Origin of the sequence: Anabaenopsis elenkinii CCIBt3563, from assembly GCF_015245355.1 — a bacterium.
GTDB lineage: Bacteria > Cyanobacteriota > Cyanobacteriia > Cyanobacteriales > Nostocaceae > Anabaenopsis > Anabaenopsis elenkinii.
This window is the reverse complement of sequence record NZ_CP063311.1, coordinates 708,620-722,569: the sequence shown is the minus strand read 5'-3', so window position 1 is coordinate 722,569 and position 13,950 is coordinate 708,620. Positions and strand designations below refer to the sequence as shown.

11 protein-coding genes and 1 pseudogene are annotated in these 13,950 nt (G+C 40.0%); 3 read left to right on the top strand and 9 right to left on the bottom strand.

Annotation, left to right across the window (positions count from 1 at the left end; genetic code table 11):
- Positions 1–42: 42 nt before the first annotated feature.
- From IM676_RS03315 to IM676_RS03305, 3 genes are all read right to left on the bottom strand, one after another.
- Positions 43–906, bottom strand: coding sequence for a DUF5895 domain-containing protein (locus IM676_RS03315; protein WP_200988911.1), 864 nt, complete (start codon positions 904–906; stop codon positions 43–45).
- 156 nt (positions 907–1,062) lie between these two features.
- Entirely contained in the window at positions 1,063–1,746 is a 684-nt protein-coding gene (locus tag IM676_RS03310; protein ID WP_200988910.1) for a PHP domain-containing protein, read from the bottom strand.
- Positions 1,747–1,989: 243 nt separating this feature from the next.
- Entirely contained in the window at positions 1,990–2,829 is an 840-nt protein-coding gene (locus tag IM676_RS03305) for an SDR family oxidoreductase (protein WP_200988909.1), read from the bottom strand.
- Positions 2,830–3,285: 456 nt separating this feature from the next.
- Here IM676_RS03305 and gatA point away from each other — a divergent pair, with 456 nt between their 5' ends.
- Together gatA and IM676_RS03295 are read left to right on the top strand one after the other, a co-directional pair.
- Positions 3,286–4,740: an Asp-tRNA(Asn)/Glu-tRNA(Gln) amidotransferase subunit GatA gene (gatA, locus tag IM676_RS03300; protein WP_200988908.1), complete on the top strand. Its 1,455-nt coding sequence runs from the start codon at positions 3,286–3,288 to the stop codon at positions 4,738–4,740.
- 106 nt (positions 4,741–4,846) lie between these two features.
- On the top strand, positions 4,847–5,755 hold the full coding sequence (locus IM676_RS03295; RefSeq protein ID WP_200988907.1) for an alpha/beta hydrolase: 909 nt from the start codon (positions 4,847–4,849) through the stop codon (positions 5,753–5,755).
- Here IM676_RS03295 and IM676_RS03290 read toward each other — a convergent pair.
- The 6 genes and pseudogenes from IM676_RS03290 to IM676_RS03255 all read right to left on the bottom strand — a co-directional run.
- Positions 5,748–7,484, bottom strand: a complete 1,737-nt coding sequence (locus IM676_RS03290) for a carbamoyltransferase family protein (protein ID WP_200988906.1) — start codon at positions 7,482–7,484, stop codon at positions 5,748–5,750. The genes IM676_RS03295 and IM676_RS03290 overlap by 8 nt on opposite strands.
- A 22-nt stretch (positions 7,485–7,506) precedes the next feature.
- On the bottom strand, positions 7,507–8,316 hold the full coding sequence (locus IM676_RS03285; protein ID WP_200988905.1) for a Uma2 family endonuclease: 810 nt from the start codon (positions 8,314–8,316) through the stop codon (positions 7,507–7,509).
- A gap of 914 nt (positions 8,317–9,230) precedes the next feature.
- Positions 9,231–10,004, bottom strand: coding sequence for a glycosyltransferase family 2 protein (locus IM676_RS03270; protein ID WP_200988903.1), 774 nt, complete (start codon positions 10,002–10,004; stop codon positions 9,231–9,233).
- A gap of 90 nt (positions 10,005–10,094) precedes the next feature.
- The gene (locus tag IM676_RS03265) at positions 10,095–11,321 is read right to left on the bottom strand and encodes a glycosyltransferase (RefSeq protein WP_200988902.1); all 1,227 of its coding nucleotides are present in this window, start codon (positions 11,319–11,321) and stop codon (positions 10,095–10,097) included.
- Positions 11,322–11,342: 21 nt separating this feature from the next.
- Positions 11,343–12,884 carry an ArnT family glycosyltransferase gene (locus IM676_RS03260; protein WP_200988901.1) on the bottom strand — a complete coding sequence of 514 codons (1,542 nt, stop codon included), beginning with the start codon at positions 12,882–12,884 and terminating at the stop codon, positions 11,343–11,345.
- Between the two features lie 9 nt (positions 12,885–12,893).
- A pseudogene (locus IM676_RS03255) lies at positions 12,894–13,010 on the bottom strand (IS200/IS605 family transposase); the annotation flags it as partial.
- Positions 13,011–13,255: 245 nt separating this feature from the next.
- Between IM676_RS03255 and IM676_RS03250 the strand changes: the two are divergent.
- The coding region (locus IM676_RS03250; protein WP_200988900.1) for a Uma2 family endonuclease at positions 13,256–13,950 on the top strand (695 nt) is incomplete at its 3' end.

Below are 13,950 nucleotides of genomic sequence, written 5' to 3'. Positions count from 1 at the left end.
GATCTCCAGTCCCCAGGACTGAGGTGGTATAGTTTTCAATTTTCAATAGGGTGGATAATCATCTTCATCGGGATAAATATAAGAACTAGAAACGCCAACTGCGGCGATTTTGCTTGCTTCTACTTTAATAGATTCCTTGCCAAACTCTTTGTGTTCTTCAAAGGTTTTGCAGATGATTGCTGACTCAGGAGAATCTGAGGCAATCAGGTATTGTGTTAATGTTTTCAATGTGGGATGCTTGTAGTCTACTGTGGAAGCCACCAGGACAGTATTGGGTTCAATCCCTCTTTCTTCACACTCAATCATAGGGCAGAAAATCCCATGGGCGTGAAATAATGGCCCTTTTGGTGATACGGATTGCTGGCGATATACAGCATAAGCTCTTTCCAGTTCAGCGATAAATCCACCGATGATTCTTCCTTGCTGAAATTCGCAGTAACTTTTACTGAAACTTGCTCCAGCTACACCGCTGAGAGTTAATTGTAAGGGATATTCGTGGAGGAACTTTTTATTTTCTCCTACCAAGTAAATGAGGTGACGAGTAAAGGTTTTAAATTTGAGTTTGTCTGCTAAGAAGGCGTCGTAATTTTCTTTAAGAGTCCCCAGTTTGTGACCGGTTTCCCGGTCTTTAACAGATAAAGGACCCCGGCGGACTATAACTAATCTGGGAGTATTGCTGATAAAAATTGTTTCTACCCCAGAGGTAAATTCATGCTCTACTTGTTGCCAATTTTCATCGGGTTGAAAGCCTACAGCTGTAGCATTATCCAATTTAATCGCCAATCCATGGGGCTGCATACCATCCATACCAGGACGGGGATTAATCATCTGACACCAGGGGATGATTTGAGAGGGCGGGGCGTTAAATTTATCGTCCTCAAAGTCAAAATTAGCAGATGCTTGCATCGTTTTAGACTATCAAAAGTGTTTTGCTCCCCTCAGTTTAACAGCATGGGGAAGGAGTCAAGTGGTGCGGATGGGGAGTATTGATTTTTGTTCCCCGTGGGATCTCCAGCAATATGATCGTCAAATTGCCAAGAGATTTCTGCTTCAGGGAGATGTTTACAACCGTTGTAGTAGATTTAATCCGTGGGTATCAGTACCACAGGTATTCAAGAGCTGATATTCAGCCGCTAGGTGTTGTATTTGTTGTGTTTCCACTGGGCTAGGTTTCCAAGGTTTGGGGTTGTTGTAAGCGTAGAAAGTTTCCACACCGTCAATTCCCTGTGTAGCTGCAGCTGGAATTAATTCCCTATGCGATCGCTTGTAACGAGCTGGATGGGCTAAAACTGCCAATCCTCCGGCTGCATGGATGGATTCAATGATCTGGTCTGCTTGATATTCTAGACCTGTCGCTGGTTTTTTCTGTACATAAGGCCTCATGCGGGGGTGTTCTGGTTCAAAGGCGTAAGCTAAAATATGAACTTCTACATCTAAAAGGTTGGCATTAATTTCTACCCCACTCCAGAGATAGGGAGTATTTTCACGGCTATATTCCCGGATTTTTTCTAAATAGGATTGTGCTACATAATACCCATCTATACTATGGTGATCTGTAATTGCCAATCCTTCTAGTCCAATAGCGATCGCCTGTTCTATTAATGTAGTTGGTTGCAATCTTCCGTCTGAGTGGAGGGTATGCATATGAAAGTTGAATAACTCAGGACAGCTTTGAGCATGGACGTTTTGGAAGACTTGCGTGAGAATATCTGCACTAGTAGATGTCCTAGCAAAATTTACAACCATAAGCTTTTATCAATGATAATACTTGATTCTTGATAGATAAACAACACCGCCAGCATTTGAAACTGTGAGTAGTTATTTTTTTGGCTTTACTAGCTCAATTTTTCAATATGTTAAGACTACCTTAGCAAATCTAAATGCTCATGGCCATGAGTATTTCCAATTACTTGTATTAATAAATGTAATGCCTGTTACTAATATATTTACGTGCTGAGATAATATGAAATATAATGTTGTACATCTTTGCTATTGACTAAGTTGGGCGAAAATTGTTTCCCAGTTAATTACTGGTGGTCGTGTGCCTTTGTTAACTAAACTAAAGGCTTGGTTGGCTGTAGCTGAATAAAAAATAGATTCTACACAAGCCGCGGCTACGTCAATGCGGCTAGCATCTCCTGTTAAGTTGTCACCAGTCTCAACTACTACCCCTTGTTTACCTCCGGTCTTAGCTTTGAGTAAGGTGTTGAGGTCATAGGATGTATAGGGTCCATCAATCAGGCGTCCGGGACGGATAATAGTATAAGGTAATCCAGATGTGATGATGGCTTGCTCTGCTTGTTGCTTGGCATCAAGTACGCCAAAGGCATTGAGAATATTAAAAGGTGGTTGGTCTTTACGGTCAACTCCCACAGAAGAGACGAAGACGAAGCGTTTGAGATGGGGTGGTGCTGTTGATACTAAGTTGCTCACTCCTTGAGCATCTACTTTAACTGGGTGATTTTTGGCTCTGGTATTTCTATATTCAGTAGAAATCAATATCCTTCCCCATTCTAGTAAGTTAGGTTGGGGGTCAAATTCCCATCTCTGGGAGGGGAAAGCAGTTGTACCAGTACAACAGATAATGTAGTTAATATCTTCCATGGCTGGGGTGAGGGTAGTGATATCACGGATATCACCCACAGCAAATTCTACTTGTTGGTTAAAAAGTTGTTGATTAAACATTGTTGTAGCTGGGGAAGCGTTGCGGGTGAGCAGACGAACCTTCATCCCCTTTTCCAGCAAGTACGCGGTGACAAGTTGACCAACGCCACCAGTAGCACCAGCAACTAATACTAAATCCTGTGATGAGGGTGTGGGAGCAGTCATAAATTAAATATTATTAAATATTACAGCAATTTCTACCTAGATAAAATACAGATATTAATTATAAAACTATTGTGGGGTGGGCATCCTGCCCGCTAAGAGTGTACCTCACCTAGATGAAATCCGCTGTAAATATAAATTTAATATAAATTTAATATAAATTTTGCCATGATGTTTCTGCCTGGAGAAGGCGATCGCAAAAAAAAACCGGTTAAAATAACCGGGGGTGTTCATTAAGGCAGTTAAAGATATATTCAAGGAAAGCTCAGAGAATTTCTGTATAAATAGCTATGATAATTCTCTTTACCACCCCTGCCTAGACAATTCCGGAAAATTAGCTAAATGTTCCCGGTATTGACTGAACCTAGATTTGAGAGTTGTTCTACTTATTCCTATCCAATACCCATTAACCTGGAAAATGTACTAAAATCAATGACTTGAGTCACAAAGAGAGCAATCATGGCATCCATCCGCGAGTTGCACGAACAGTTAATTAAAAAAGAATTTTCTGCTGTTGAAATTACCCAAAAAGCCTTAGAGCGTATTCAAGCATTAGAACCGAAATTACACAGTTTCTTACACGTCACCACAGAAAAGGCGTTAGAGCAGGCTCGTGCTGTGGATGCGAAAATCGCCGCTGGGGAAGAAATTGGACTCCTAGCTGGGATTCCCATAGGGATTAAGGATAATTTGTGTACCCAGGGGGTTCCCACTACTTGCGCTTCTCGAATTTTAGAAAATTTTGTCCCGCCTTATGAATCAACAGTGACACAAAAACTGATTGATGCGGGTGCGGTACTGATTGGTAAAACCAATTTAGATGAGTTTGGTATGGGTAGTTCTACTGAGAACTCTGCCTACCAACTTACTAATAATCCTTGGGATTTATCAAGGGTTCCTGGTGGTTCTTCTGGGGGTTCGGCGGCGGCGGTAGCAGCTGATGAATGTGTTGCGGCTCTGGGTACTGATACGGGTGGTTCTATCCGCCAACCAGCATCTTTTTGTGGTGTGGTGGGGATAAAACCAACTTATGGGCTGGTGTCTCGCTATGGTGTGATAGCTTACGCCTCATCTTTGGATCAGGTGGGTCCCTTGGGACGGACGGTAGAAGATACTGCTATTGTATTGAATGCGATCGCAGGTTACGATCCCAAAGACTCTACTAGTCTGAAAGTGGAAATTCCCAACTACACCGCCAATTTAACACCAGATTTCCAAGCCCGAAAGCTGCGAATTGGGGTGATTAAAGAAACCATGGCTGATGGTTTAGATGCTGTGGTAGAAAAGGCGGTCAGTCAAGCCATAGAGCAATTAAAGAGTTTGGGGGCGGAGATTTCGATTATTTCCTGTCCCAACTTCCGCTATGGCGTACCTAGCTACTATATTATTGCTCCCTCGGAAGCATCGGCTAATCTGGCTCGCTACGATGGTGTAAAGTATGGCTTCCGGGCTGAAGATGCAGATAATCTACTATCTATGTATACTCACACCCGTTCCCTGGGTTTTGGTGCGGAAGTGAAACGGCGGATTATGATTGGTACTTATGCTTTGTCTGCTGGCTACTATGATGCATACTATCTGAAGGCGCAAAAAGTCAGAACTTTGATTAAACAAGATTTTGAAAATGCTTTTAAGCAGGTAGATGTGTTAGTTTGTCCTACTGCTCCCACCACAGCATTTAAAGCAGGGGAGAAAATTAGCGACCCCCTAAGTATGTATTTAAATGATTTGATGACTATTCCTGTCAATCTTGCAGGTTTACCGGGTTTAAGTGTACCTTGTGGTTTTGATGACCAGGGATTACCCATTGGGTTGCAGCTGATTGGCCGGGTACTGGGAGAAGAGCAACTATTTCAGGTGGCTTATGCTTATGAGCGATCGACTAATTGGCTAGGAAATCAGCCTCAACTCTAGGCGCAAAACCCCACCCTATGGACTATATTCAGGGTGGGGTAGCTCCCAAGGATATTTGTTAAAATATAAATTAAAATATATATATCTTAACAAACGGCAATTTTCAATGCAATTGAGTTTCAAGCTACTACTGAAGGTAGAAATAATTGTTATCATTGCCTACTTTGCCATCTGTCTATTTCTGTTTGTCAGACAGACTCGGTTAATTTTCTTTCCTTCTGGTGTCATTGAAAGAACACCGGAGATTTTTAACCTCCCCTATGAGGATGTTTGGTTACCTGTTAAAGGTAGGAATGGTAAGACAGAACTGATTCATGGTTGGTGGATTCCATCCCCAGAACCAAACCCTAATGTGTTGCTGTATCTCCATGGTAACGCCATCAATGTTGGCGCTAATGTTGGTCATGCTCGTAGGTTACATCAACTGGGTTTTTCTGTGCTGCTGATTGATTATCGGGGGTATGGTCTGAGTGGAGGTGATTTCCCGGCGGAACAGCGAGTTTATGAAGATGCCTATCTTGCGTGGAATTACTTGATAAATGAGAGGCAGATTTTACCTAGTAAAATATTTATTTATGGGCATTCTCTGGGAGGTGCGATCGCCATTGATTTGGCAATCAAACAGCCACAAGCAGCGGGTTTGATTGTGGAGAGTTCCTTTACCTCTATCAGGGATATGGTGGATTACAGGAATTTATTTTGGATGTTCCCGGTGAACTTAATTTTAACCCAGCGCTTTGAATCCATCAACAAAGTACCCCAGTTAAAAATACCAGTGTTATTTATCCATGGCATGGCTGATACAAATGTACCATCTTTCATGAGCCAAAAGCTTTATCACGCGGCTCCCGAACCGAAAAAGCTGCTGTTAGTCCCCAGTGCGGAGCATGATAATACAGCGACTGTTGGTGGTGAGGAATATCTACAATGGGTGATGTCTTTTGTGCAAGGGGTGAAAGGTGGGAGGATTTTGACTAATACTGAGCATCAAAGTGAGCATCAATCAGTCAATTAGCAATATCTTTGCGTTCTATATAATAGGAACCTAAAACCAAAACATCCATGTGAGTTCTTAAGAAGCATTTAATGGCTTCTGTGGGTGTTCTGACAATTGGTTCATTTTCATTGAGGGATGTGTTTAAAACCATGGGAATTCCCGTGCGTTGACCAAAGGTGTTAATTAATTCCCAGTAGAGGGGGTTGGTTTGACGGTTGACAGTTTGTAAGCGCCCAGTACCATCAACATGAGTCACAGCGGGAATTTCTGCTCTTTTTTCCGGGCGAATTTTTAATACTTTTTCCATGAATGGAGATGAAGCATCAATTTCAAAGTATTCTCCAACTCGTTCTTCTAGGATACTGGGAGCGAAGGGACGGAACTTTTCCCGAAATTTGATTTTGAGGTTGATGATATCCCGCATATCAGCACGTCGGGGGTCTGCTAAGAGGGTTCTGTTACCTAAAGCTCTAGCGCCAAATTCCATCCTACCTTGAAACCAACCAACAACTTTACCTTGACAAAGAGCATCAACTACTTGATGGCGTAGTGCTTCTGGGTCTAGGTATTGGCTGGGGAGATTTTCACATTTTAAAGCTTCTAGACATTCAGCATCGGCAAATTCTGACCCCCAGTAAGCATGATTTAATAGGAATTGACGCGGTTGTTTGAGAATTTGATGCCAGATAAAGAATGCAGCACCTATAGATGTACCATTGTCAGCAGCACCCACAGGTATATAGACATTTTGAAAAGGAGTATTTTGGCTAATTTTGCCATTAGCTACTGAATTCATCGCTACCCCGCCAGCTAAACATAGATTATCTGTTTTAGTGCGATCGCTCAAACGGTTGAGGAGATGAAAGATAATTTCTTCTGTGACAGCTTGCAAAGAAGCGGCGATATTCTGATGTTTTTGAGTCAATTCTGATTGGGGATGACGGACAGGTCCGAATAATTTTTCTAATTCTGGACTATGGAAGGGTTCTACCCTAGGCGCTCCATTGTCCCATTTCATAGCAATACCTTGTTGGTGGTGAGTAAAGTAGTCTAGATTTAATTCAAAGTTGTCGCCGTGAGGATAAATTATCCGGCGGAATGCATCAAGATACTCTGGTTCACCGTAGGGAGCTAATCCCATCACTTTATATTCATCTCCATAGGCGGGAAAGCCGAGATATAAAGTAATAGCATTGTAGAGATAGCCAATGGAATGGGGATAATAAACACGAGAGAAATATTCTAGGTGGTTACCTTCACCAACTGCGCAAAGGGTGCTGACAAAGTCCCCCATACCATCAACAGATAAAATCGCAGCTTTTTCAAAGGGAGAAATCAGGAAAGCACTAGCAAGGTGTGTACTGTGGTGTTCTAATGTATGGATAGGGGCGCGAATGTCTTCTGATTGACAGTGACAAGCATCTGCTAATTGTTCTTGGAGAGTAGCTGATTTACTTTGTTTGCTAAATCTGTCTAGGAGTGAAGATATTGCAGGGCGTTGTTTAAGAGTGAACAGCAGTTTACGATTGAGGTTAGCTTTGGGGTTAAAGGATACTGCTATATGGTCTAAGTCTACAGCACTAATGCCCCCTACTTCCAGACAATAACGGATAGATTCAGCAGGAAATCCAGCCCAATGTTTAATTCTGTTAAAACGTTCTTCTTCAACCGCAGCAATTAGTTGACCATTTTGGACTAAACAAGCTGAAGCATCACCATGATAGGCGTTAATTCCCAGGATATTCATATAAACCCCTCACACAAACATCTTAAATTTCTTCGGGATTAATCCCCATTTCTTGCAGTCGGGCGGCTAATTTAGCGGCTTTTTCTTCCGCTTGTTCAGCCCTTTGACGTTCTTGTTCAGCCTTTTGGCGTTCTTGTTCAGCCCTTTGGCGTTCTTGTTCAGCCCTTTGGCGTTCTTGTTCTAATAATTCAGAACCCCAAAGAAGCAAATTACCGGATTCATCCCACCAGCGCAACCAAAAGGTTACCATTTCTGCCTTTTTACCTCTCCATACACCCAAAAACAGGTTTAAAGTTACCAGGTAAAATCTTCCCTGTTCATCTGGGGATTGTTGCTGGTATTTACCGTCTGTTAAATGATAAACATCTAAGGTTCCAGTTTGAGGATGAAAGATCACATATACAGGGACTTTTAAAATTTGTTCGTAGAAATGCCATTTACCATAGGGATAATGGGGATTAATAGAGTATTCTCCCCCCTCTGTGGCGGAGATAAATTCCATCACAATGGCGGGGGGTTCTCCTTCGGCGTGGGGGGTATAACTGCGGCGGACTTCCCCCTCTGGGAGGGGATGAGCTACAGGTATATAAACCCAGTCCGGGGCTTTGACGATGGTTTTGTCGCCCACGGTGGCACACAGCCCAAAATTGGAGGCAATGAGCATGGATTCTAAGATTAATCCAGCCAGTTCTAAAGATTCTCGCAAAGCTGCGGCTAGGAGGGGTTGGAGATTACTTTCCACTGGTTCATCTGGTAGGGGGAAATCCGCTGGCAGTTTTTCCCATCTCACAGGGGGTAATGTGTATAAGGGATGGCGTTCTATAACTGTCATGGTGTTAAGCAATGGCTGTTGATGTATTGTATCACAGATGGTTATCTACACATTAGGTATGGTTGGTGGTTATCTATATATTAGGTATAGTCGATACATAGTTATCCACACATTAGGTATAGTCGATAGGTAGTTATCCACACATTAGGTATAGTCGATAGGTAGTTATCCACACATTAGGTATAGTCGATAGGTAGTTATCCACACGGGAGCCAGGGAATAAATTCCCTGTCTAAAAGCTAAAGTCGGTTAAAAACCGACTGGTTTTGTGTTTGGTGATTATGGTGTTCTGGGGTGGGTTGCGGTAAATCGGGTGCTTGTTTTAATAATGAAATTGTGGTGCTGTTAAAAACCGACTGGTTTTGTGTTTGGTGATTATGGTATTTTGGGGTGGGTTGCGGTAAATCGGGTGCTTGTTCTAATAATGAAATTGTATTCTACAATAGACAATCAAGGGAGAATCGAAAGGAGAAAATGAATATGGTTTTCAATTCCACTGATAGGATGAATAATACAAACTAGATGATCAGCATTAGCAATAAAATAACCATATACACCTCATTTTCTATAGCAAGAGTAATTAAACTTTTACCTTTTTTATTTGCCCCAATAATATGATAATATAAACGCCATAAAGCCATAATTAAATTGACAAATCACACAAAAATTCTCAACCCTTTTCCTCTTCCTAGTCGGTTTTTAACCGACTTTAGCTTTGAGACGGGGAATTCATTCCCCGGCTCCCCCGTGTGGATAACTATCGATAATGGCTGTGGTGTGGATAACTATCAACTATATTTCTCTGGTGTGGATAACTATCAACTATGTTTCTCTGGTGTGGATAACTATCAACTATGTTTCTCTGGTGTAGAGAAAATAAGCAAATATTATCTTTAATTGTTACCCAAAATTGATTATTTACCCCTTTCATTGAAACTAGCTTCTATTAAATTTATACTGAGCAAAATTTCTGCCAATACTCGCTGCAATGCGTAATATAAACCATATTTACCATCTAAAATACCTCCTTTCAAAATCAGACAATAAAAGAGTATGATCAATGGTGCAATAATTTTTAGTTTACGAAGGCGATCGCCTAAACTGAGTTCATGATTGGGGGTTTCTAGGAGTTTTTGCGACTCAATCACCATATAACGTTGTTGCGCCCATAACCAGCGATTTAATGGTTTGCGATCGTCGTGGTGAATGTATGCTGTCAGTTGACTAGATTTACCCTCTACTAAAACCCGATGAGCGTGTCCGTCATCTTGATAATTTGCTTTTTCTGTTCTGTACAATACCTGGCGGGGTGGAAGTAGAGTACCTCGTAAAGGTTTACCAAATACACAATATTTAAATCTGGCAAAGTAGCCGTTAATGGTATTATCTAAAGCTAAATTTTTAATCTCCTTAATTAGTTCATCGGTTAAGATATAATCAGCATCCAGAGATAAAACCCATTCTGACTTAACTTTCTCTAACCCATAATTGCATTGACCAGCAAAGGAATCAAATTTACGTTTAAAAACTTCTATTTGAGGGTAGTCAGAGAGAATTTCTAAGGTTTCATCTGTGCTGTAACTATCAATGACAATAATTGTTTTTGCCCAGGTGAGTTTTTCTAGGGTGCGATCAATGTTGGGTGCTTCGTTATAGGTGAGGATAACGGGGGTAATTTGTTCTAGCATAAATGGTGATTTAGAAGTATAAGTAGTGCAAGGAATAAATTTTATGAAGGACTGCGTATATGTAGCTACTTTTACATAAAACTACCCACACTATTTCACATCCGTCACCCGCCAACTGAGTTTTAAGTTGACCCAGAAATTCCAAATAGTAGCAACTGCGATCGCTATCAGGTTAGCAATATAACGGTTAGGAATCAAGAAATTAAACACCAAGTTCAACACCAAGACATTCAATACTAACCCAGCCAAGCAAATAATATTAAATTTCAAAAAGCGCTTAAGGCGTTGACTCCAGTGCTGCTGGTTCTTACTCACATCAGCAAATGTCCAAGCATCATTCCACAAGAAATTATTGCAAATGGCGATTTCTCCAGCAATAATTTTACTCCGGGTGAGGGGTAAAGCCAAAGTAGTCGGGTCACTGAGTAAATAGAGTATAACCATATCCACAAACACCCCACTGAGTCCCACCAAACCAAAGCGGAGGAACCGACCAATGGGGAAGTCTAAACCCTGACTCAAACCCCCCACAGGAACTGTAGATAAGCGCAACCGAATTAGGTGGTGTATGTAGTCTAAATATTGCTTCCAAGTAACTTTACTTTCACCTTCTTTACGTTCACGGAATACATAACCGACCTCACTAATATTCTTAATATTACCCCTAGCAATTACTTCTAGAAGAATTTTGTAACCCACAGGATTGAGTGTTACACCTAGGATACTATGGCGGCGTACCATAAAATAACCGCTCATGGGGTCAGAAACTCTACTTAGTACCTTTGGTAGTAAAATCAAACCTAACACTTGGGCGCCACGAGATAAGAAACGCCTAACCACACTCCAACTACTCACCCCACCGCCATCTACATGACGACTAGCTACTGCTAAATCTGCTCCCTGTGCAATTTTAGTCAGCAACTGGGTTAATACTTCCGGGGGATGTTGTAAATCTCCATCAATTACCCCTAAGATATCACCTTTTGCAACTTGCCAGCCACGAATTACCGCTGAAGAAAGTCCCCGTTCTTGTTGTCTTCGCATCACCCGCAATTGTGGATATTCCTGAGTTAGAGATTGTGCTACTTTCCAAGTCAAGTCGGGACTATCATCATCCACAACAATCAATTCATAATCCCCCGGTATAGATTCATTCAGTGTCTGAGTTAATATCTGGATAACTTTCTGGATATTATCCCTTTCTTTATACGTGGGAATTACCAAAGATAAACACAGACTACTAGTACCAGGTAAATCTCTTATCTCTAGAGTACCAGAGGGAACTGTTAAAAATATCTCAGATGATTTCATATTCATAAACTAAATTATCAGTTTATTTCAATAATTTTCTTGAACAAACTTACGACTAATTAAAACTATTTTTTTTGTTTGATGTAAATGAGGACTATTAGGTGTAGAAACTTCTATTGTCAAATACTTTTCCTGTAAATCTAGTAATTTTTGCTCAGATAATCCATCTATTAAAGAATGGCTTCCTAGTTCTATTATACCTGTAGGTACATTTTCTGTTTCTAAGATTTTTAATGCTTCAGCAATTTGAATTTTGGTATTGAAATAGTAATATATATATCTTGTATAAGGTAATCTACCACTCATATAATAAATACGAGGAGCAAGATCGGATAATACTAATATTTGTGTTTGTGGAGGTGTATATTTATTGAGAATTTTTCTTATCTCCGACATTTGTTGTAAATCATAGTAAATCCGATTTTGCTGTATTATTGTTTTAGAAACCCATAATATAGCTAGAATATAAGGTATTAAGAGTATTGTTATTAAGTAAAGTTTGGTATTTTTATGATTTTTACTAATATTTATTTCATCAAGACCAGATTTAATATTCTTGTTAATAGCTGGCTCATCATCAAATAAATAACTTAATAATATAGATTCAGCAATAGCAAGTCCGAAAACAGATGTTCCTAGATAATGTGTATTTGAATTAATTTTTAATGTAGGCAAAATAGATAAAAAGCCCATAGAAAATAACAGAATAAACTCATAGAGATGATTTGAATAAATAACTCTAGTTAGTATCTTTTTGTTAAAAAGAGGTATGAAAATTAGAGCTAATAATAAAGAGACTGGCGTTTTTAACCATAAATTAATGACATTGTATATATTTAAGTGATTATCAGCAAAAGGTAAAACACCTATAAAAACATCCTCATAAAAACTCTGCCAATAACCATTAATAAAAATTAAACCAAATACAATCAAAGTGCTAAGACAAAAGCCTAAACATAAGAACAAAAGTCTCTTCACAGCAATAACAAATCTGACTTTCTGAAATAGGATAAACAGTATATCACATAGTAAAAATGCTACTAAATAAATAATGCCTACCTGTTTAAATAGGAATGCTATATTTATAAATATACCAGCTAGAAACCAGTTAATTACTTGATTCTTTCTTTTGTCGCTAACTAATATTATTGAAAGAAAACCAAATAATCCGCAAAATTGCTCTGTATGAAAACTATAACCTTGGGATATAACGTAGGAAGTAGGGAAAATAATTGCCACTAAATAACCTGCTTGATGTCCCCATAGTTTTTTGGTATATTGATGGACAATCAAGCTGAAACATAGAGCGATGATAAATAGGAAAATCCGACTAGTTAACCAATGATAATTACCAATCCAAGCTAACAATGCCCCTAAATAGTATATTCCAGGTGGTTTATTATCAAATACATCTCTATATGGCAATATTCCGTGAGTTATTAATTCACCTATTTTTAGATAAACAGAATCATCAAATACTCCTATACCTCTTGAAAAAAATAGAGGCAATGATATAAATAAGATTATGATGATAGGTAGTCTTGATCTGCTGTTAAATAAATTTCTCATAGAAAAAAATCAAATTGTTGTTCCGTTTAAATGATGGATTTTTTGATGATTAACATAATCTATGGCTGTGGATAATTGATGACAACCTAGGGAAAATATACCATATCCTTCTTGCCAGGTAAATTTTTATGGTAAGTTTAGCTGCGATAATATCCCAAATATAATTATCAAGGATAAATTCCCTAGAGCGATCGCCCTAGGTTGGGGTATCTTGGCAGCAGTAAGACAAAGAGTAAACTGGTGAATGGGTAAGCATAACTAAGCTTGAATTTAGTCATGACTTGAGTTTACCGCTGCTGGCCATGCAAGACAACCCAAACCGAATCAATCTTAGTTAAATTAGTAAGCATCGGGATTCAATCGGAGGAAATATGACTGAATCGACATTGCTAAACTTAGATCAATCGACAGCAGATTCAACCCCAGATTTTGTTAATCCCCCCACCCAGGACGAATTACTCTATGATGACGGCATCCCCATGGAAACCTATCGCCATAAACTGCAAATGGACTTACTGGTTGACCCCCTAGCAGCTTGGCTGGGGGATAAAGATGCCTTTGTAGGGGGTAATATGTTTGTTTACTTTAGTCCCCATCAATTGAAAAACCATGATTTTCGTGGCCCGGATATGTTTGCTGTGTTGGATGTTCCCAAGGGAGAGCGCAAATGCTGGGTAACTTGGGAAGAGGGTAAAGGGCCAGATGTGGTAGTGGAGTTGCTATCTTCTAGCACTGCTTCCAGAGATAAGACAGACAAAAAAGAAATATACCAAAACAGGCTGAGAGTACCAGAATACTTTTGGTATGATCCTTTTAATCCCAATGAATTTGCTGGTTTTATCATCAGGGATCATGGATATGAACCAATCATCCCCGATGAGCAAAACAGGCTCATCAGTCAAAAATTAGGTTTAGCCCTAGTGCGTTGGGCGGGAGAATTTGGGGGAGCCAATGCCGTCTGGGTGCGTTGGGCAACTTTAGACGGGGTTCTACTACCTACAGCCCGTGAATTAGCTCAACAAGCCCAGCAAGAAGCTCAACAAGCCCAGCAAGAAGCTCAACAAGC

What these genes read in the sequence shown, in the direction of transcription:
- IM676_RS03315 (WP_200988911.1), bottom strand. Translation starts at nt 906, where the DNA reads ATGCAAGCATCTGCTAATTTTGACTTTGAGGACGATAAATTTAACGCC.
- IM676_RS03310 (WP_200988910.1), bottom strand. Translation starts at nt 1,746, where the DNA reads ATGGTTGTAAATTTTGCTAGGACATCTACTAGTGCAGATATTCTCACG.
- IM676_RS03305 (WP_200988909.1), bottom strand. Translation starts at nt 2,829, where the DNA reads ATGACTGCTCCCACACCCTCATCACAGGATTTAGTATTAGTTGCTGGT.
- gatA (WP_200988908.1), top strand. Translation starts at nt 3,286, where the DNA reads ATGGCATCCATCCGCGAGTTGCACGAACAGTTAATTAAAAAAGAATTT.
- IM676_RS03295 (WP_200988907.1), top strand. Translation starts at nt 4,847, where the DNA reads ATGCAATTGAGTTTCAAGCTACTACTGAAGGTAGAAATAATTGTTATC.
- IM676_RS03290 (WP_200988906.1), bottom strand. Translation starts at nt 7,484, where the DNA reads ATGAATATCCTGGGAATTAACGCCTATCATGGTGATGCTTCAGCTTGT.
- IM676_RS03285 (WP_200988905.1), bottom strand. Translation starts at nt 8,316, where the DNA reads ATGACAGTTATAGAACGCCATCCCTTATACACATTACCCCCTGTGAGA.
- IM676_RS03270 (WP_200988903.1), bottom strand. Translation starts at nt 10,004, where the DNA reads ATGCTAGAACAAATTACCCCCGTTATCCTCACCTATAACGAAGCACCC.
- IM676_RS03265 (WP_200988902.1), bottom strand. Translation starts at nt 11,321, where the DNA reads ATGAATATGAAATCATCTGAGATATTTTTAACAGTTCCCTCTGGTACT.
- IM676_RS03260 (WP_200988901.1), bottom strand. Translation starts at nt 12,884, where the DNA reads ATGAGAAATTTATTTAACAGCAGATCAAGACTACCTATCATCATAATC.